The organism is Caballeronia sp. A2-2, assembly GCF_057612605.2.
This window is the reverse complement of sequence record NZ_CM173618.1, coordinates 105,485-123,154: the sequence shown is the minus strand read 5'-3', so window position 1 is coordinate 123,154 and position 17,670 is coordinate 105,485. Positions and strand designations below refer to the sequence as shown.

17 protein-coding genes are annotated in these 17,670 nt (G+C 63.1%); 2 read left to right on the top strand and 15 right to left on the bottom strand.

Annotation, left to right across the window (positions count from 1 at the left end; all coding sequences use genetic code 11):
• The first annotated feature begins 24 nt into the window (after positions 1–24).
• Positions 25–645: a TetR/AcrR family transcriptional regulator gene (locus ACZCWR_RS24175; protein ID WP_487305578.1), complete on the top strand. Its 621-nt coding sequence runs from the start codon at positions 25–27 to the stop codon at positions 643–645.
• Here ACZCWR_RS24175 and ACZCWR_RS24170 read toward each other — a convergent pair whose 3' ends face one another.
• The 12 genes from ACZCWR_RS24170 to ACZCWR_RS24115 all read right to left on the bottom strand — a co-directional run bounded on the left by ACZCWR_RS24170 (position 646) and on the right by ACZCWR_RS24115 (position 13,502).
• Positions 646–1,317 carry a dihydrofolate reductase family protein gene (locus ACZCWR_RS24170; RefSeq protein ID WP_487305577.1) on the bottom strand — a complete coding sequence of 224 codons (672 nt, stop codon included), beginning with the start codon at positions 1,315–1,317 and terminating at the stop codon, positions 646–648.
• Positions 1,318–1,374: 57 nt separating this feature from the next.
• A complete protein-coding gene (locus ACZCWR_RS24165) occupies positions 1,375–2,217 on the bottom strand; it encodes a tetratricopeptide repeat protein (RefSeq protein WP_487305576.1) in 843 nt (280 codons plus the stop codon).
• 31 nt (positions 2,218–2,248) lie between these two features.
• Positions 2,249–3,196: a type II secretion system F family protein gene (locus tag ACZCWR_RS24160; protein WP_487305575.1), complete on the bottom strand. Its 948-nt coding sequence runs from the start codon at positions 3,194–3,196 to the stop codon at positions 2,249–2,251.
• A 13-nt stretch (positions 3,197–3,209) separates the two neighbouring features.
• A complete protein-coding gene (locus tag ACZCWR_RS24155; RefSeq protein WP_487305574.1) occupies positions 3,210–4,205 on the bottom strand; it encodes a type II secretion system F family protein in 996 nt (331 codons plus the stop codon).
• Positions 4,198–5,580 carry a TadA family conjugal transfer-associated ATPase gene (locus ACZCWR_RS24150; RefSeq protein WP_487305573.1) on the bottom strand — a complete coding sequence of 461 codons (1,383 nt, stop codon included), beginning with the start codon at positions 5,578–5,580 and terminating at the stop codon, positions 4,198–4,200. The genes ACZCWR_RS24155 and ACZCWR_RS24150 overlap by 8 nt, the downstream gene beginning before the upstream one ends.
• A 3-nt stretch (positions 5,581–5,583) precedes the next feature.
• The gene (locus ACZCWR_RS24145) at positions 5,584–6,876 is read right to left on the bottom strand and encodes a CpaE/TadZ family protein (RefSeq protein WP_487305572.1); all 1,293 of its coding nucleotides are present in this window, start codon (positions 6,874–6,876) and stop codon (positions 5,584–5,586) included.
• On the bottom strand, positions 6,873–8,249 hold the full coding sequence (locus ACZCWR_RS24140) for a type II and III secretion system protein family protein (RefSeq protein WP_487305571.1): 1,377 nt from the start codon (positions 8,247–8,249) through the stop codon (positions 6,873–6,875). The genes ACZCWR_RS24145 and ACZCWR_RS24140 overlap by 4 nt, the downstream gene beginning before the upstream one ends.
• Positions 8,250–8,265: 16 nt before the next feature.
• Positions 8,266–9,234 carry a Flp pilus assembly protein CpaB gene (gene cpaB, locus ACZCWR_RS24135; protein ID WP_487305570.1) on the bottom strand — a complete coding sequence of 323 codons (969 nt, stop codon included), beginning with the start codon at positions 9,232–9,234 and terminating at the stop codon, positions 8,266–8,268.
• Between the two features lie 27 nt (positions 9,235–9,261).
• Positions 9,262–9,747: a TadE/TadG family type IV pilus assembly protein gene (locus ACZCWR_RS24130; RefSeq protein ID WP_487305569.1), complete on the bottom strand. Its 486-nt coding sequence runs from the start codon at positions 9,745–9,747 to the stop codon at positions 9,262–9,264.
• A gap of 134 nt (positions 9,748–9,881) precedes the next feature.
• The gene (locus ACZCWR_RS24125; protein WP_487305568.1) at positions 9,882–11,576 is read right to left on the bottom strand and encodes a ShlB/FhaC/HecB family hemolysin secretion/activation protein; all 1,695 of its coding nucleotides are present in this window, start codon (positions 11,574–11,576) and stop codon (positions 9,882–9,884) included.
• Positions 11,577–11,660: 84 nt separating this feature from the next.
• Entirely contained in the window at positions 11,661–13,082 is a 1,422-nt protein-coding gene (locus ACZCWR_RS24120) for a collagen-like triple helix repeat-containing protein (RefSeq protein WP_487305567.1), read from the bottom strand.
• A gap of 249 nt (positions 13,083–13,331) precedes the next feature.
• Entirely contained in the window at positions 13,332–13,502 is a 171-nt protein-coding gene (locus ACZCWR_RS24115) for a Flp family type IVb pilin (RefSeq protein WP_487305566.1), read from the bottom strand.
• Positions 13,503–13,848: 346 nt separating this feature from the next.
• Here ACZCWR_RS24115 and ACZCWR_RS24110 point away from each other — a divergent pair, with 346 nt between their 5' ends.
• The gene (locus ACZCWR_RS24110; protein ID WP_487306132.1) at positions 13,849–14,226 is read left to right on the top strand and encodes a DUF3613 domain-containing protein; all 378 of its coding nucleotides are present in this window, start codon (positions 13,849–13,851) and stop codon (positions 14,224–14,226) included.
• 864 nt (positions 14,227–15,090) lie between these two features.
• Here the strand turns inward: ACZCWR_RS24110 and ACZCWR_RS24105 are convergent.
• The 3 genes from ACZCWR_RS24105 to ACZCWR_RS24095 are packed head-to-tail and all read right to left on the bottom strand — an operon-like array spanning position 15,091 to position 17,656.
• A complete protein-coding gene (locus ACZCWR_RS24105) occupies positions 15,091–16,500 on the bottom strand; it encodes an efflux transporter outer membrane subunit (RefSeq protein WP_487305565.1) in 1,410 nt (469 codons plus the stop codon).
• Positions 16,497–17,450: an efflux RND transporter periplasmic adaptor subunit gene (locus ACZCWR_RS24100; RefSeq protein ID WP_487305564.1), complete on the bottom strand. Its 954-nt coding sequence runs from the start codon at positions 17,448–17,450 to the stop codon at positions 16,497–16,499. Before ACZCWR_RS24100 ends, ACZCWR_RS24105 begins: the two co-directional genes overlap by 4 nt.
• Entirely contained in the window at positions 17,447–17,656 is a 210-nt protein-coding gene (locus tag ACZCWR_RS24095) for a DUF1656 domain-containing protein (RefSeq protein WP_487305563.1), read from the bottom strand. The genes ACZCWR_RS24100 and ACZCWR_RS24095 overlap by 4 nt, the downstream gene beginning before the upstream one ends.
• Positions 17,657–17,670: the final 14 nt, after the last annotated feature.

Below are 17,670 nucleotides of genomic sequence, written 5' to 3'. Positions count from 1 at the left end.
AACCGGTCAGTGTAAAATCTCAGAATGAACACAGAGACTTCACCGCAACGCCTGACAGACCGTAAGCGTGCCGCGATCATTAACGCGGCCGTGGAAGAATTCATTGCGTCCGGTTTCGATGCAACCAGCATGGACCGCATCGCGGCGCGCGCAGAAGTATCCAAGCGCACCGTCTACAACCATTTTTCGAGCAAGGAAGTTTTATTCGCGGAAATCCTGCATGCATTGTGGGATGCGAGCCGCGCGGTAGACACACCTGTCTACCGCCGCGACGAACCCTTGCGCGCGCAGTTGATCGACGTGCTCATGAGAAAGTTAAGCATCCTGAACGACAAGAACTCGCTGGCGCTGGCGCGCGTGGCGATTGCGGCGGGCATGCATTCGCCCGAGCGCGCACGCGATACGGTCGCGCGTCTGGCTGAACGTGAGGAGGATCTGTCGATATGGATTCGCGCGGCAAAGGCCGATCGCCGTCTCACACTCACAGACGTAGCGTTCGCCGCGCAACAGATGCACGGTCTGGTGAAGGGCTTCGCGTTCTGGCCGCAGATCACCATGGGACAACCGCCACTCAGCAAACGCGAGCAAAAGAAGGTGGCGGAAGCAGCGGCAGATATGTTCCTCGCAACCTACGAGCGCAAATAATCAGGCGCGGCGATATCGCACCCACACCACATCATGTTCGAGCTTTTCGACGGATTCGAGCTTGAGATACGCAGGCTTCTTCCATTCGTCCATGCTCACTTCGAACGATGACGTATGCGCCTCGCGTCCATCGACCAAGGGCACGAGCAGCACGCTGACTTCATCCGCGAGCCCTGCATTGACGAACGCGCCCGACACGTGGCCGCCGCCTTCCACGATCAGCTTCTCGATCTTGAGTTCGCGTTCGAGTGTTTCGACCACACGCGCGAGTTCGATATCTTCCTTTCCGCCGAATACATACGAAACGCCGATAGATTGCAGATACGCAAGATAATCGTCATCAACATTCTCGGCGACGACTTCGACGATATGCGATTCAAGCGCGGTGTCGCTTTTCCACGCGACCTTGCCGCGCGGATCGATTGAGATGGCGTATTGACTTGCGTCGCGCTTGGCGAAGTGATCGGTACGCGGGACTGGGCCTTTGGCAAGACCGCGCGGATAGTCCTTGCCATGCGATATTTCCTGCATGGTCACCCGTCCGCACGCCCACGCATTCGCTTCGAAGGAAGCGGCGGTTTCTTCATAACAAGGCGAGGCGAAATCGAGATTCCAGTTGTCGGTCAGGCTGCGGCCATCGACCGATGACATCATGTGGCAGACGATATACATGGATTGCTCCCGGCGCGTACGTTGGACGAGCAATGCCGCAAGTCTCATGCCTCAGATTTAGGGCGCGGTGTTCGCCGCTGCAAACGACTTTGCCGCGTCCAGAAAATGCCGCCATGTCGAAGGCTCCGGCGCAGCGCTCGCCACCGCTTCCACCTTGCTCGGCGCTACACGTGCCCTCGCGGCATCCTGTACCTGCTTCACGCTGTTATCGAGCGCATGCTGCGTCTCCGCCGAAAACTTCTCCCGCGCGATGATCTCCTGCGCAAGCTCGGTCTGCCCGCTCGAAAGCAGATACAGCACCACGTTCTTCTGAACCTTCACATTGCCGCGCGCCAGTTCCGATGCCTTCATGAGCGGCACGCGTGCATCGTCCACATTGCCTGCGCGAAGCAACGCATAGCCGAGATCGGAAAGAATGAGCGCATCGGTGGGTTCGAGTTCGGACGCTTGACGGAACTGGCGCGCGGCATCGTCGAAATTGTTTGACTGTCCCGACAGCAGACCGAGGCCGCGATACCCGCGTGCCGCGAGCTTCGTCTTCAGCAATGCTTCGTATGCCGTATGACTGGCGGCGGCCTGATCCGTCTGACGCAGTGCATCGGCGCGGCGCAACGTGGAATCGGGCGACGTGCCGTAGCGCTTTTCATAAGCGTCGATATGCGCGAGCGATGCGTAATACATGCCCTCCGACTGCATCTTGTCGATCAGCGCGAGGTACATGCCCGGCGAATCGGGCAACGCAGCTTCGCGGCTGCTGCGGTCCAACGCGGCTTCTTGTTCCGCCTGCGGCCCGAGACCGTAGCCACGGTCCTGCTTGCTCAACGCGCCGCACGCGCCGAGCGTCGTGCACAGCAAAAGCAACGCGACGCGCGCGCAGACAAAGTTCGTCGTAGATTTCATGATACGTCTCGTCATCAAGATAGGTTGAAGCTCATTTATGCAGGCCGCCGAGCGAATGAAACACGGCGATGAAGCCCGGCCCCGCAGTCATGATGAGCAGCGCGGGCAGGAGCGTCACCACCATCACGCCGGTCATCTTCACGGTCAGCTTGCCAATGCGTTCGCGCAATTCCACGCGGCGCACTTCACGCAAGCGGTCGCCGAATTGACGCAAGGGTTCTTGCACCGCGCCGCCGTGCTGATCGATCTGCACGACAAGACGTAGCACGGCGGAAAGGTCATCGCATTCATAAAGCGAGGCCAGCCGCTTCAACGCCTGTTCGCGCGTGCGGCCCGTGGCGTATTGCGCCTGCGCGATTGCGAGTTCGTGCGCCAGCACCGGCAACACCACCGGAAAGTCGCTGACGATGATATGCAAGCTCTGATCGAGCGACAGTCCCACGCCCTGCAAAATGCGCAGCAAGTCGACGAACATCGGCAATTCGCCGATCACCGCGCGCCGCCGCGCAGTGGCTTTCTGGCGCACGATCCACTTCGGTCCCATGAATCCCGACACCAGCGCGCCGAACAGAATGAACGAGAAGCGCATGCCGTGCGTGTCGCCGTGCGTGGCGAACACGGCGATAGAAGGCAGCAGCACCGCGCCTGCAATCCGCGCCGTCAGAAAGCGGGCGCGGGTGCTAGCATCGGTGAAGCCGCTGCGCTCCAGCAGGCGCGCGTCTTCTTCCGCGACGATCATCTTGCCCAGACGCGTGTCGAGCCACTTCACGCTCACCTTGTCGGTGCGTCGAAACAGACCGGTGCGCTTCGGCTTATCGGCGACGGATGCTTCGTTCGTGGCCTTTCCATCGAGCGCACGTTCGAGAATGGTCGACGCAATGCGCGCGCGGCGTGCGTGCGTCATCGAACTTGCGCCCATCAACACACAGCCGAGCGCCATGGCGAGTGCTGCAAATGCGATTGCGAATTCGAGTGGCATGACGTGTTCCCCGTTATCTCAGACGCGCAAGGCGATACAACAGATACGCGCCGAGTGCTTGCAGCCCGAACGCGCCATACACGAGGTTCTTGCCGAGCGCATCGCCCCACATCGTCTGGAAATAACTCGGGCTGATGACGATGACACCCACCCCCAGCACCACCGGCAACAAGCCGAGCACCCACGACGAGAGCCGCGTTTCCGTCGACAGCGCGACCAGTTCGCGATCCGCCTGCTCCATGTCGCGCATGAACGACGCCATGCGGTCGAGCATGACATCCGAGCGTCCGCCGAATTTCGTGGAGATGCGCAACACCGCGCCGATCAGTTCGAACTCGCGCACGCGATAGATACGCGCCGTGCTCGCCAGCGCCTGATCCACATCCACGCCCGTGCGCAGGCGCGGCAACACATCGTCGAGACATTCGCGCAGGGGCGCTTCCGCGCTTCCACACGCCGCGAGCAGGGCAGCCGGAACGCTGTTGCCGATGGCGACCATCCGCACGATGCTGTCCAGAAACGAAGGCAATTGCCGCACGATGCGCTGATTGCGCTTCTGCGCGCGCCAGTTGAGCAGCGCATAGAAGCACAGCACGCCGACCACGATGGCAGCGGGCGCCATCGCGACACCGACACGCGTCGCGCCGACCAGCGCGAGGACGCCGGTCAGCATGGCCCAGACCGTGATGGCCCGACGCGGCTTGCGCACATCCGCGCGGCGCATGAGGCTCTCGATTTCAACGACGAGATTCGACAGCGCGCGCCACGGTTGCGCACGTTCGCGGTTCGCCTCAGCCGCTTGCCGTTGCGCGCGGCGCTGCTGCGAACGCGCGACGCGCGCTTCCATCGGCTCCGTGATCGTGCGCGTGCCGGCGGCATCCATCTGACGCGCGAAGAAGCGTTCCGCGAGCAACGTATCGCGTTTCGCGGCCGCGCGGCTCCAGACGAGCACGCCGCTCGCGCCGCACAGCACGGCCACCATGCACACGAACGCGATGCCGCTAGACACCGAAGCCTCCGCCGAAATCGAAGCGTCCGCGTGGCGCGGTGAAGTCGTCCTGCATCGCGGTGCCGACGAGCGTCTGGCGGAACTTCGCGAGCTTCGGCGAATTCGGATGAATGCCGAGCGAGGCCCAGCGATCCGTTTCTTCTCCATCCGGCGCGGTATGCGTCTCGTGGCGAAACAACTCTTGCGTCGCGATGATATCGTCCGACATGCCGGTTACTTCGGTAACCGAAGTAATGCGGCGTCGTCCGTTGGGCAAACGCCCGATCTGCACGATGAAGTCGATTGCGTTGGCAATCTGCCGACGCAGGCTCGATTCGGTGCCCTGAAAGCCCGCGAAACCCGCGAGCATCTCAAGACGGTAAAGGCATTCGCGTGGCGAACTGGCGTGCACCGTGCCCATCGAGCCATCGTGGCCGGTGTTCATCGCCTGAAGCATTTCGAGCACTTCGCCGCCGCGCACTTCTCCCACGATGATGCGGTCCGGCCGCATCCGCAAGGTGTTGCGCAAGAGATCGCGGATGGACACCACGCCCGCGCCATCGAAGCCGCCTGGACGGCTTTCGAGCCGCACCACATGCGGATGGTTCAGCGAAAGCTCCGCCGTGTCTTCGATCGTCACCACGCGTTCACGTTTCGGAATATAGAACGCAAGCGCGTTCAGCAAGGACGTCTTGCCCGAACTCGTGCCGCCCGACACGAGAATATTGCAGCGTCCTTCGACCGCCGCTTCGAGTATGTTCGCGATATCGCGATCGAACGTGCCATTGGCCAGCAGATCGTCGGGGCGCAGCGGTTCCTTGCGGAATTTGCGGATCGAAATCACGGGACCGTCGATGGACAGCGGCTCGATCACCGCGTTGAGCCGTCCGCCATCGGGCAGACGCGCATCGACCATCGGATTGGATTCATCCAGACGGCGCCCGATGGGCGCGAGAATGCGCCGCACGATCCGCAGCAAATGCGCGTTGTCCGCAAATCGCACCGGGCTTTTTTCCAGCATGCCGTGACGCGACACATAAATATCGCTGTAACCGTTGACGAGAATATCCTCGACGGCGGCATCGGAAAGCAGGTCTTCCAGCGGACCGAAACCGGCCAGTTCCTTCGTCAACGCCGCCGCGACCAGACGCACTTCGCTTTCGTTCAACGGCACGCGGCGCAAGCGCACGAAGCTGTCCATCTCCAGATCGACGAACTGCTGGATGGCCTGACGCGACCAGCGCCCGAACTCCGCGCCGAGTTCCTCGATGCGCGTGAGCAAGTGTTCGTGCGCGGCGCTCGCCACGTCCTGATACTGCTGCGAATGCGCGAACGCGACGCTGTCGGTTTGCGCGTCGCTGGCGAAGGAGACGTCGTAGGCGAAGTCGGCGCTCATCGATCAGCCTCGCTTGAAAAGTTTGCCGGAGAGGCGCGCGAGGCCTGAGCGCATCGCATTGCCGGAAGCGGAAGCTGAGTCGCCGATGATCTGCGCGGCGAGTGCATCGACGGCGCGCACGTAGGGATCGTTCGGTTCGGCATCGCTCAGAAGCTGGCCTTGGTTGACCGCGCGATTGAGCGTCTGCGCGCGCGCGGGCAGCACGGCGGCGAGCGCGAGGTCCAGACGCGAAGCCAGCGCTTCCGCCGCGAGATGGCCGGTCGGGTCGTACTTGTTGACGATCAGTTCGGGCTTGCGGCGGCTGCTTGCGTGCTCGTCGTGCGCGGCATCGAGCGACTTGCACAGGCTTGCCGCGGACACGGCCGAGGCCACGTTCGCATCGCAGACGAGCCACACGGTGTCGGCGGCATCGACGACATGGCTCACGAACTCCATGTTCGAGAAGCCGCCGAGATCGACGATCTGATAGTCGAAGAACGCGCGCAAGGCATCGAGCGTGCGCACGGCGGCGGCGTAGGAGATCGTGCGCATTTCCGCGAGATCGGCGGGCAGCGTCATCAATGCAAGGCCGCTGGTGTGGCGCGCGAACGCGGTGTGTACGAAAGTTTGATCGAAGCGGCGCAGGTTGCGCACGGCATCGTGGAAATGCAGTTCGCTCGGGGTGTCGAGCAGGAGCGTGCTGTCGGCGGCGGGCAGGCCGAGATCGAGCAGTGCCGCGCCTTCGTTGCCGGTGCTGCGTTTGGTGAGGCGCTTTTGCAGCAGCACGGAGAGATTCGCCGCCAGCGTGCTCGCGCCCGCACCGGCACGCGCGCCGAGCAACACGATGAGCTTGCCGCGCCGCGCAGGCGTTTGCGCCGCGACGGGTTCGGCGATCAACCGGCTCACGCGATCCAGCGCGCGCACGGCTGCGATATGCATGGCTTCGGGCGCGGCCCCTTGCGGCTCGATATCGAGCAGATCGCGCGCCCCGGCACGCATGGCGGTCAGCGCGACATCACCGGCCGCTTCCGAGCCGAGCGCGACGATCGGCAGCGCCGGATAAGCACGACGCACGGCCTGCGCGATGCCGGGCGAATCCACGGCGGCATCGAAATCGAGGAACAGCAGCGCGGGATGCGCCGCCGCGATCTGTTGCAAGAGCGGCGCGATATCGAGCGGCGCGGGCGTCACGCTGCCCGTTGCCGCCAACGCCGACGAAAGCCGCGCGATCCGCGAAGGCTGCGCGCTTGCGCAGAGAAAACATGTCCGCTCTTCCTGCTCACGGACAATGCCGGGTGCCTGGCTCACTGTGCTCATTTGGAGAATCCCGGTGCGTCGTCGTTTGATGCCGCGCCCGCCGCGAACGAGCGCCAGACGGGCCCGTCGCGCTGTTCGGATTGCGCGCCCGGCAGCGGCGGCAGGGACGCGCCCTTCGCAATCGGCGCGACCAGATGCGGCGTCACCAGAATCACGAGTTCGCGGTCCGTCTGCGAATACTGCAAGGTCTTGAAGAAGGTGCCGATGATCGGCAAATCGCCGAGAAACGGCACCTTGTTGACGTTCGAGGCGGTCTCGCGATCCACGAGTCCGCCGATCACGAAGCTCTCGCCATCGCCCAGTTCGACGGTGGTTTCCGCGCGGCGCGTGGTGAGCGCGGGCACCGATACGCCATCGAGCGTGATGGCGTGGGCGAAGTCCAACTGGCTCGCTTCCGGCGCGACCTTCAGCGCGATCCGATGCGGCCCGAGCACCGTTGGCGTCAACGTCAGACCCACGCCATACGGCTTGTACACGATGGTCGTCGTGCCGAGCGATTGCGGCACCGGCACCGGAATCTCGCCGCCTGCGAGGAAGTTCGCGCTTTGTCCCGACAGCGCGACCAGCGTCGGCTGCGCGAGCACGCGCGCGAGATTGTTGCCTTCCAGAAGGCTCAGATTGGCGAACAAGCCGTGCGAACTGGAGTTCAGCAGCAGATTGAAGGCCGCGCCGATGGGCGAGGTCGATTGCACATCGAGCGTGCCGTTCGAATTGCGCGAGGCGCTGCCGAGCGCGCTCGGTGCGAAGGTGCCGAACGCGAAGCCCGCATTGTTCTGCGAGAACAGATTGAAACCCGCCTGTTTGAGCACGGCCTTGCTGAATTCGACCACTTTCACATCGACCTGCACGACGCTTTTTGTCGCGACGGTCGAAGCATCGACGATCGAACCGTCCTTGCCCGCCGATGCCTTCGCCGCCGCCACCGCGCGCTCGTGCGCTTCCATCGTCGGCGCCGAGCCTTCGATCAGCGCGGTGTTGCCGAGCGTCTTCACGCTGGGCGTGGAGGCGTCGGTGAGCGCGGCGGTCGCGGGCGCGCAGACTTCGATGCGCCATTTGGACGGCGTGCGCGTGTTCGGTTCCCACAACATGACATCGGTGACGCCGGGCGTCTTGCCGACCACCATCACGCCGTCATTGCCCTTGAGGATGAGCACGTCCGCCACGTTCGGATCGCCCACCGCGACGCGCCGGAGCGTCTTGCCCGGCGCGAGCGGCTTTTGTTCGCCGGTGGTGAGTTTGATGACATCGGTCTGCGTAGCCTCAGCTTGCGGGGCAGATTGCGTGCGGCGCGCATCGGCATGCGTGCTCGCGCACAGTGCGACCACGCACGTGGCGGCAAGCAGCGAATGTCGGAAGTAAAAGTTGGAGCGCATGGTCTGGTTGCCGCGATCAGTTGTTCGAAACGCTTTCGCTATGCGAGCCGCGTATCACTTCGATGCCGCCCACGCCCGACGACGCCACGCGGCGCGTGCTGCCCGTATTCGCGGGCATCGGCGGCAGCATGGGCGTGCCGGCGAGCATCGAAGGCGGCAGCGGGCCGTTGCGCGTGCTGCTGTTATTGACAGATGCGCCGCCCGTCAGCGTGGCGAGCGACACGCCCGCCGCCGCACGCGCAACCGGCGACTGGTTCTTCGCGATCGTGGCGACGCTCACTTGCGTGCTGTCGCCATCGGACGGATTGCGCAGCGCGAGCATCAGGCGTCCGCTGTTTTCGGCGAGCGTGAGGGCATCCACATCTTCCACGCGCACGCCGAGCACCGCCGTGCGGGCCGCACCGGACTGGCCGGGCGCTTTCGGCGCGGAAGAGGCATCCGCATTCGCGATCACGTTGTCGCCGAAACCGAGCACGCGCACTTTCGACAGCAGCAGACGCGCGTGGCTCGCGGGCACTTCGCCATCGGCGGAATCGCGTTTGAGGACGACGAACACATCCACCGCATCGCCCGGCTTCACGAGATTGCTTACCGCGTTGCTTTCATCCACGCGAATGGCGATGGCGCGCTCGCCCGGTTCGATCGCAGCGGAAATGCCCGTGCCGAGCAAGCCTTCGGTCAGCGCACCGCCCGCCGGAATGCGCGCGGCAGGCAAGCGTCCGATCAATACGGATGCCGAAGCAAATCCGCCCGCCGGCAACGCGTCCTGCATGGCGACGGCGAGATCGTCCGCCACCAGCGCGTGGCCCGGCGTGAGGTCGCGCGCGGCGACGATCACCGCCACCCGTGGCGCGGCGGGCGCGGCCATCGGCGCGTGCGCGTTCTGCGGCGCAGGCGTGCCGCGCGTGAGCGTGAACGCGTACAGGCCGAGCAGGCCCGCGACGCCGAACAGGCCGAGCGCGAAGAGGCGGGAAGCGTTCGCCATGACGTTGATTCTCTCCGTGGCTGCGTGTCAGAGCAGCGTGTTGGGGTTGATTTGCACGGTCGCGTGCGCGGCCAGTTGCGTGGGCAGTGCGAGCGACAAAAGCGGCAGCGTGGGCACCAGCGGATAGGCCGCGTAGTTGTACGTCACCGCCACGGAGATGCATTGCATGGTTGCGTCGAACGAACAGGACGCGGCGGTCGCGGTGCATGTCGGTTGATGCGCGCCGAGCCAGCCGGTCAGGCCGCTCGCCGCCGTGCAGGTCGCCGACACGCGCACGGCGAGCGCTTGCGCGATCGTCGTCGAACCGGCCTGATAACGCAGCGCCGCGCGTGCGCCTTCTTCCGCCGTCAACGTGAGCGATTGCTGCGCGACGTAGATCAGGCTATACGTCACGATCGCGTACAGGACCAGGAAGAACAGCGGAAACACCATCGCGAATTCCATTGCGCTCACGCCTTGGTCGTCGTGCGCGAGACGTGTGGCCCATCGTCGATTCTTCGAAATCCGCTTCATCTCTCGTGCTCTTTTTTTCATGCGGGCGGCGGTTGTGATACTCCGCTGCCCTCTACGTTTTAACGGGTTCAAACGCATGTCTCTTGACCTCGAACAGAGCCGTAAAAGCCCCGTATATCGGGCGATGACATCGTTCAATTCAACTGATACGAGAACGATGCATTCACGCGCGGACTGCGGCTCGTGCTTTCGACCGGTGCATCGCCGACCGCGCGCGCCACCGACAGATCGACGCTGTAGTGCTTCGCATCCGACACACGAAAACCGATGCCCAGCGACGACAATCGACGCGGATTCGGCGTGCCGCCATGCAGATAGACGCGCGCGGCATCGACGGAAGCGTAGGGCGTGAGCGACTTCAGATACGTCCATTCGAGCGGCAACGGACGGTTCACTTCGAAGGACGCGCCCCAGCCCGAATCGCCCGATACTTCGCCCGGCTGATAACCCGCCGCATAACGTCCCGCACCGAACGCGATCTGCTCGGACGTGGGCAACGTATCCGGCGAATACTGGCCGGTTGCCGAGACGACCGTGCCGATCTTGAACGGCCATTCGTTGGTCTGCGTGTAGGTCGCGCCGCTGCGGAAGAAGGTGAGCGAGACCGGGTTCGTCAGCGCGAGCCCGGCCACGTTCGATTCCGCCGCCTTCGACGCGCCGAACGTGTTCACCGCTTTCGCCACGTTGAAGTTCACGCGGCGCGTCATCTCCGGCTGCACGCCGACGTAATCCAGCGAGAGCTGCGCCACGCGAATCTGCGAGCGTTGCGTGAGATACGGCATGGTGTCGATGGCGGTGTTCTTCAGCCGGTCTTCGTCGTGCGTGGCATAGACCGTCGCCGTGCCGATCAGGCTGCGCGTGTTGCTCAGCAGGAACGGATACGTGCCCGAGAACGCCAGCTTGTCGTTGACCACCGTGCGTTCGATGTTCGACGGCAGGCCGGGGTTGTCCACCGGATGGCCGTAGTAATGCGAGGCATCGACCTTGAGCGCGAAGCCGTCCGAGCCGACCGGGGCCATCGCGTTGATGCCGTAATAGCTGTTGTCGTTGCGGCCCTTCGGCGCGAGCGCGGAGGCGGTGATCGTTTCGCCCAGACCGAGCATGCCGTTTTCTGTCGCGCTGAAAATGCCCTGCACGCCCGGATGATTCAGATCGATGCCGCTCGACAGATTGAAGCGCTTGCGCGTGACGTTCAGTTCGAGCGTGGTCGCGCCGTCGGTGTTTTGCGGCGGCGCGACGGTCGCTTCGATCTTCGCGCCCGGCACCATGCCGAGCACGTTGACATAGCGCTCGAAGGTCGATTGACGCAATGGCCGGTCAGCCGCGATGTGCTGCGCGATCGCGCGGATGCGCTTTTCCAGATTGCCCGGCTCGCCTTTGACGACGATGTCCTTGACATAGCCTTCGACCACCGTCACGCGCACCACGCCATTGGCGAAGTCCTGCGCGGGCACGAAGGCGAACGACAGCGCGTAGCCGCGTTCCTTGTAGAGCGCGGTGACGCCGTTGGCCGTATCCACGAGTTGACCGACCGTGATGTCCTTGCCCACGAACGGTGTGAAACGTTTGGCCACTTCCTCGAACTTGAGCGACTTCACGCCTTCGAGCTGAATCGTCTTCGGCGTGATGTGGCGCGCGAGGAGCGCCTGCAATTGTTGTTGAGGCGCCTGCACTTCGACTTCGACGGCGGGCGGCTTCGCGGGCGCGTTCACTTGCGGGAGCGCTTCCAGCGGATTCCCGCCGATGCTGGTGCGCGGTGCCGTCTGTGCTTGCGCGAGTTGCGCCGCGGCGAGGGCGGCGGCCAGCGCGGTCGTTTTCCAGATGCCCATTTCTCTCAGGTTCGCTTTGTGTTGTGTGATGAAGTGCTGCTCGGGCCGGGGCGGGCTGCCCCGGCTTTACTGCTTCGACTGGTTTTACTTGCGTGCGAGTGCGCCGCTCAAACCCGAGGTCACGCCGGTCAGCAAACCACCAACGAGGCCGGTGCCGCCGGTCGTGCCGCCGGTGAGGGCCGCAGTCGTGGTCGTCGCGGTAGTGGTCGCGGCCGGTGCGGCGGCGGTCGTCGCCGGCGCGGTCTTCACGCCGGAGGTGACCGTGCTGACCGTCGATGTCACCGGTGCGAGCGCCGTGGTGGCCGCGCTCGAACCCGTCAGTGCGCCGACCGCGCCGGTCACGGTGTTGACCGCGCCGGTGACCGTACCCGAGACGAGGCTCGCCACCGACGTGGTGCCGGTCGCCGCCGTGATGCCTGCGACCGTGCTGCCCGTGGCTGCAGCCGGCGTGCTCGTGGCCTTGCCGCCGACCAGCGTGCCCGCCGTCGCGACCGTCGAGCCGACGCCCGACACCAGCGCGCCGACGCCCGCGCCCGCAGCGCTGCTGCCTGCCGCTGCGCTGAGCTTGTCGCCGCCCGCCACCAGCGCGGAGCCGACGTTGTTCAGCAGACCCGCGACCGGCGCACCGAGACCCGTCGCCGAGCCAACCGTTTGCGTGGCCGTGCCGACCAGATTCGTGATCGGCGTGATGGCCGTGGTCACGTTCGAGGTCAACTGCTGAACGGGTGCGCTGGACAACGCGCTCGTCAGGCCCGTGCCGGTTTGCGTGACGCCCGTGCCCAGACCGCTCACTAGTGCGCCCACCGGATTAGTGATCGCGGCCAGCGGTGCAAGTGCGCCGTTGCTCAGGCTCGATACCACGCCGCCTGCGCTCGTCACTGCATCGCCGACTTTCTGCACGACGCCGCCCACGCTCGTCACCGTGGTGCCGACGCCGTTGGCGTTGGTCGCGAGCGAGCCGAGACCGTCCTGCACGCCGTTGCCGAGCGTCGCGACCGCCGCGCCCAGGTTCGACACCACGCCGCCAAGCTGGCCGGTGGTGGAGTCCGACAGGCCCGCGATCTTGGTGCCGCCGAGATTCGTGCCGACATCGGTGACGGTGTTGCCTGCGGTCGTGACCAGATTGCCGGCCTTGTCGACGACGGTTGCGACGACATCCGTCGCGGTCTTGCCGCCGACGTTGATCTTGGTGGGCGGAACGAGCCCGCCACCACCGCCGCCGGTATCGACGCTGACGAGTCCGCCGCCGTCGGTGCCGGTCGCGGCCTTCACCGTGCTGCTGGTGTCGTCGGCGGTGCTGCCCATGCCCATGTCGCGCGCGCCGACAGCCGTGTGCGAGTCGCCCGACGTATCGGCCGACGCGGTATTGGCCGATTTCGCGGCCGCGCCCGTGGACTTGCCGAGTGCGCCCGAGCCCCCGCAGGCGCCCAGTGCGAGCATTGCCGCCACGGCGGCCGCGGTGGCCGTCATGCGAATGGTTTCGCGATTAAAAATAAAGGTCTTCATAACGCTCTCTCAGAGATATCTGTTTTTGATTGATGGTTTATCCGCGACCTCGACGCGGTAAAACCATCAGGAAGCCGAAAAATAAACACGGCACTGCAAATGCACATGCGTGCTGGAAACCGGTTGATTTCTCGCGAGCATGGCGGTGCGGGCGCGTGCATCCGCGTGGTTGCGCGGACGAACATGCCCGTTCCGCGACTTGTGGTCGCGGTTTATCGTCGCTTCGGATGTGCGGTATTCCGCGCGCGTTCAGGCAGCCTTGAGCGCGGCGGTAATACTCTGAAAGGTCGTCGTGAGCTGGCCGGCGACGCCCGTTACGGCGGTCATGATGCCCAGTGCCAGCACGCCAGCGATCAGGCCGTATTCGATGGCCGTGATGCCGCGATTGTCGAGAAGATAACGTTTGCAGAAGTTCTTCATGATTCCGATCCTCGGTCAATGATTTGCTATCCGATGTCCGAATCGCTTGCTGGCCTATTTGCCACGGTGTTCCGACGCTCTCAGTTGACGGAACCCGGTGGTGTTTGGAAGTGCAAAAACGCCAATAAACGCCCGGACTTTTACTCTCAGGTTCTACTGCTCTCGGCTCGTGATCGAGCTCTGGTGAAGTTGTCTTTCCGGCTTGGACCCGGACATTTTTTTCCGGGGAATGGAGCAGGTAAGAGGTACTTCTTGCTACGTGTTATCGGACGGTATACCGCGGACCTTAGGGCCGCTGAATTAAAAGTTGAGGCTTAAATGAATCTTTAGGCTGTAATTTGTGCCGATGTTTGGATTTTTGGTTTTGCTGGCGCTTGGTTGGGTTGATTCATTTCTTTGCTTTCGGGCCGATAAAGGTTTTATGTGGTTTGGATTTTTGGTTTTTGAGGATTGGGTAATGAAGAAGCGATCGAGCGTTTCGTTTGTTGTTTGTGGATTGGTTTGCGCTAGTGCATTTGCCGAGGAACCACAGGTCGGGGATTCGGCGCAGGCCTGGATTTCTATGCAGGCTGACGGGTCTGCTGCTGCTCCCTCGGCGGGGACGATGCCTGGAGCGCAGGCGAGCGCGGCCTATACGCGGTATCTCAAATCGTTTGAAGGGAAGATTCCTGAGCGGTTTGGGTCTTCGGTTAAAGGGGATGTTTCGGGGTCTTCTGGAGGGTGAGGTTTTTTCGTGCAAAGGGTTGCTTCTGTTTGTGTCTTTATTGCAGTAGCCGCCTCCCCGGCGGGGGGGTAACTTTCTTTGCTGCTGCAAAGAAAGTCACCAAAGAAAGCAGCTTTTTACCCCATGCACGCTGGCTGGAGAGGGTTGGTCTGGATTAACGGATGCAGTGGCCGCAATAGGACGTTCCACTTATAGAGCCGCTTAGGCAACCTGGCGATTACGCGCTCTAACTCTCTAGTCTAAGTGGCCCGCATTCATTCATTCGGCCATGCGCTTCGCGCGCCGAGAGCTTTAGAACGGAATCCCGCAGCCTATCAGTGCCCAGCCACCTCACAAGTCCCCGCAAGATTGCTATTCGGCCCTACCTCGGTTAGCGCTTCAGCGAAAGCCGCATGGACCACGATATGTCAAAGCGCACCGGCACCCGCACCGCACCGCGCGGCAACTAGTGTCACGTCGGCGTGTGATTTTTAGTCGGAGCACTAACGAACGTAGGGCCGAATAGCGATATAGCGGGGAAGCGTGGGGAGACTGGGCGCTGATACGCTGCGGGGTTCCGTTCTTACGTTCTCGGCGCGCGCAGCGCATGGCCGAAGGAATGACTGCGGTCCACTAACACTAAAGGATTCGAGCGCGACATCGCGAGGTTGCCTAAGCGGCTTGTTCTGCGTGGCAAGTCCTATTGCGGCCACTGTATCGTTAATCCAGACCAACCCTCTCCAGCCATCGTGCATGGGGTAAAAAGCTGCTTTCTTTGGTGACTTTCTTTGCAGCAGCAAAGAAAGTTACCCCCCCGCCGGGGAGGCGGCTACTGCAATAAAGACACAAACAGCAGAAGCCCATTGCACGACAACAAAACCAAACCTACTCCCACCCACCCCCAAGCGCCAAAAACAAAGTAACCTGATCCTGCGCAACCTGTCCTTCAGCAGCCGCAACCTGCGCAGCAACACCCGTAAGCGTCCGCGTAGCATCAAGATCAGCAACAAACGACTCGCGTCCAGCAGAATAAAGCCGATGCGTCTCATCCGCCGACTGAACAGCCGACCGATAAGCCGTCCGAAGCGCATCCGCCCGCGTGGCATCCCCCGCATAGGTGGCAAGACTGCTTTGAGTCTCCCGCAGCGCGTTCAATACCACCCCATCGAAATGAGCAAGCGCACCGCTTGAAGAAGCCTCCGCCTGCACGATACGCGCCCTTTGCCCATTCACAGGAAAGCTCCAGCTAATCAGCGGCCCAAACGCCCACCGATTAGTCGACGCCCCCAGCAAATCATCAGCAATCCCAACCGACCCAACCGAAGCCCCAAGCGAAACCGAAGGATAAAGCGCCGCCGTAGCCACCCCAATCCGCGCCGTCGAAGCAGCAAGTTGCCGCTCAGCCTGCCGCACATCCGGCCGACGCTTCAAAAGCCCCGCGCCATCGCCGACTGGAATCGGCTGCCGCAACTTAGGCACACTCTTGCAAGCAAGCGCCGCCTTGGGCAAAGAAGAAACCGGCCGCGCCAGCAATTGCGAAAGCCGATACTGCGCCACCCGCTTGCGCGCAGTAAAACGCGGAATATCGGCGGCCAAGGTATCGGCTTGAGTCTGCCCGCGCGTGACTTCGGACTGGTTGCCACGACCCGCATCGCGCAGACGCCGCGACAACACCACACGCTGCTTCTGCAAGGAAAGCGACTGCTGCGCGATCGCCAGTTCCTCGCCCGCCGAGCACGATTCCACATACGCGCGCACGACATCCGCCACCACGGTAATGCGCGCAAGATCGTTCGCGGCCTGTACGGCATCGTCATCGGCCTTGGCGGATTCCACACCGCGACGCAGCTTGCCGAACAAATCGAGTTCGTAGGAGATCGAAAGATCGAGCGCACCTTCGTTGGCGACCGGGAGCTTCTCCGTCAACAGATACTGTTCCGCCGATTCCTGCGCGCGCTCGAACAACGCCGATGACTTCCCGGAAAAGCCGCCTTGCTGCTGTGCAAACTCGACTTCCGCCCGCGAACGCGCGAGATTCGCCGCCGCCACGCGCAAGTCGGTATTGGAGGCAAGCGCCTGATCCACGAGTTGATTCACCACCGGATCGTCATAAAGACGCCACCACTTCGCCGGCACGTTGCCCTGCGTGACAGGCGCATCGCTTGCGCCATCGATCGCGCCGTTCGCATAGGGCGCGTTGACCATCGCACTGTCGGGCAGCTTGTAATTCGGGCCGACGTTCATGCACGCACTCAACGCAAGTGTCGATGCAACCGCAAACGCGCGCCGCTTCATTGCGATGCACCCGACACATGCGATGCAGGCGCAGTCGGCGCCGCAGGCACCGTCCCCGACGCCGGCTGCGCCCCCAGCGATGGCCCGATGCCTCGCACCGACACCGTCGCCGTGCGCCCCGCGATCATGCGAAAGTCCGCCGGAATCTCATCGAGCGCGACACGCACCGGAATGCGCTGCGCCAGCCGCACCCAGCTAAACGAAGGGTTCACGTTCGGCAACAACGTCGAACTTTGCTGACGGTCGCGATCCTCGATCGCCGCAACGATACTCTGCACATGCCCGCGCAAGAGCCCCGGCTCGCCCATCACCTTGATATCCACCGGCTGGCCGATGTCGATATGGCCGAGCTTGGTTTCCTCGAAATAACCATCGACGCGAAACGAATGCATATCGACCACGGACAGCACCGCACGGCCCGCCGCCACATATTCGCCCACACGCGGCGCGCGGTCGTTGAGATAACCATCCACAGGACTCACGATGGTCGTGCGTTGCAGATTGAGCTTCGCGGTGTCGATGGCGACGTCTGCATCGGCGAGCGCGGCGGCGGCGGTTTCCACACGCGAATGCGTTTCTTCCGTCACTTCGCGCGCCACCAGATTGCCGAGCGAGCGATTGCGCGCATCTTCACGACGCGCCTGATCGAGCGTCGCGCGGCGTTGGAGCGCGGCGGCCTGCGCATTGCGCAACGCGAGTTCATAACGCGCGCGATCGATGATGAACAGCACTTGCCCCGCCTTGACCTCTTGGTTGTCGATCACGTTCACATCGGTGATGAGGCCCGATACGTCTGGCGCGACCTGAATGACGTCGGCGCGCACGTGGCCATCGCGCGTCCACGGCGCGAACATGTAGTAATCGACGAGCTTGTACAGCACGACCGCGGCAATCGCGACGACGATAAGCGTGAGCAGGACTTGCCCGATGGAGAACCAGGTTTTTTTCACGGAATGAGCCGATGCGAAACAACGACGACAAGCCCCAGCACCACCACATAGATGCCGAGATCGAAAACGGAGCGGTGCCACACGAACCGATAAAAGCCCACGCGCGCGAGTGCGGTGCGGATCGCCAGATTCAGCAGATAGGCGATGAACATGAGCACCAGCACGGCAGGCACGAACACGCCGAGAATGTCGATTTCACCGATCATGCCTGACGCTCCAT

What these genes read in the sequence shown, in the direction of transcription:
- ACZCWR_RS24175 (WP_487305578.1), top strand. Translation starts at nt 25, where the DNA reads ATGAACACAGAGACTTCACCGCAACGCCTGACAGACCGTAAGCGTGCC.
- ACZCWR_RS24170 (WP_487305577.1), bottom strand. Translation starts at nt 1,317, where the DNA reads ATGTATATCGTCTGCCACATGATGTCATCGGTCGATGGCCGCAGCCTG.
- ACZCWR_RS24165 (WP_487305576.1), bottom strand. Translation starts at nt 2,217, where the DNA reads ATGAAATCTACGACGAACTTTGTCTGCGCGCGCGTCGCGTTGCTTTTG.
- ACZCWR_RS24160 (WP_487305575.1), bottom strand. Translation starts at nt 3,196, where the DNA reads ATGCCACTCGAATTCGCAATCGCATTTGCAGCACTCGCCATGGCGCTC.
- ACZCWR_RS24150 (WP_487305573.1), bottom strand. Translation starts at nt 5,580, where the DNA reads ATGAGCGCCGACTTCGCCTACGACGTCTCCTTCGCCAGCGACGCGCAA.
- ACZCWR_RS24145 (WP_487305572.1), bottom strand. Translation starts at nt 6,876, where the DNA reads ATGAGCACAGTGAGCCAGGCACCCGGCATTGTCCGTGAGCAGGAAGAG.
- ACZCWR_RS24140 (WP_487305571.1), bottom strand. Translation starts at nt 8,249, where the DNA reads ATGCGCTCCAACTTTTACTTCCGACATTCGCTGCTTGCCGCCACGTGC.
- cpaB (WP_487305570.1), bottom strand. Translation starts at nt 9,234, where the DNA reads ATGGCGAACGCTTCCCGCCTCTTCGCGCTCGGCCTGTTCGGCGTCGCG.
- ACZCWR_RS24130 (WP_487305569.1), bottom strand. Translation starts at nt 9,747, where the DNA reads ATGAAGCGGATTTCGAAGAATCGACGATGGGCCACACGTCTCGCGCAC.
- ACZCWR_RS24125 (WP_487305568.1), bottom strand. Translation starts at nt 11,576, where the DNA reads ATGGGCATCTGGAAAACGACCGCGCTGGCCGCCGCCCTCGCCGCGGCG.
- ACZCWR_RS24120 (WP_487305567.1), bottom strand. Translation starts at nt 13,082, where the DNA reads ATGAAGACCTTTATTTTTAATCGCGAAACCATTCGCATGACGGCCACC.
- ACZCWR_RS24115 (WP_487305566.1), bottom strand. Translation starts at nt 13,502, where the DNA reads ATGAAGAACTTCTGCAAACGTTATCTTCTCGACAATCGCGGCATCACG.
- ACZCWR_RS24110 (WP_487306132.1), top strand. Translation starts at nt 13,849, where the DNA reads ATGTTTGGATTTTTGGTTTTGCTGGCGCTTGGTTGGGTTGATTCATTT.
- ACZCWR_RS24105 (WP_487305565.1), bottom strand. Translation starts at nt 16,500, where the DNA reads ATGAAGCGGCGCGCGTTTGCGGTTGCATCGACACTTGCGTTGAGTGCG.
- ACZCWR_RS24095 (WP_487305563.1), bottom strand. Translation starts at nt 17,656, where the DNA reads ATGATCGGTGAAATCGACATTCTCGGCGTGTTCGTGCCTGCCGTGCTG.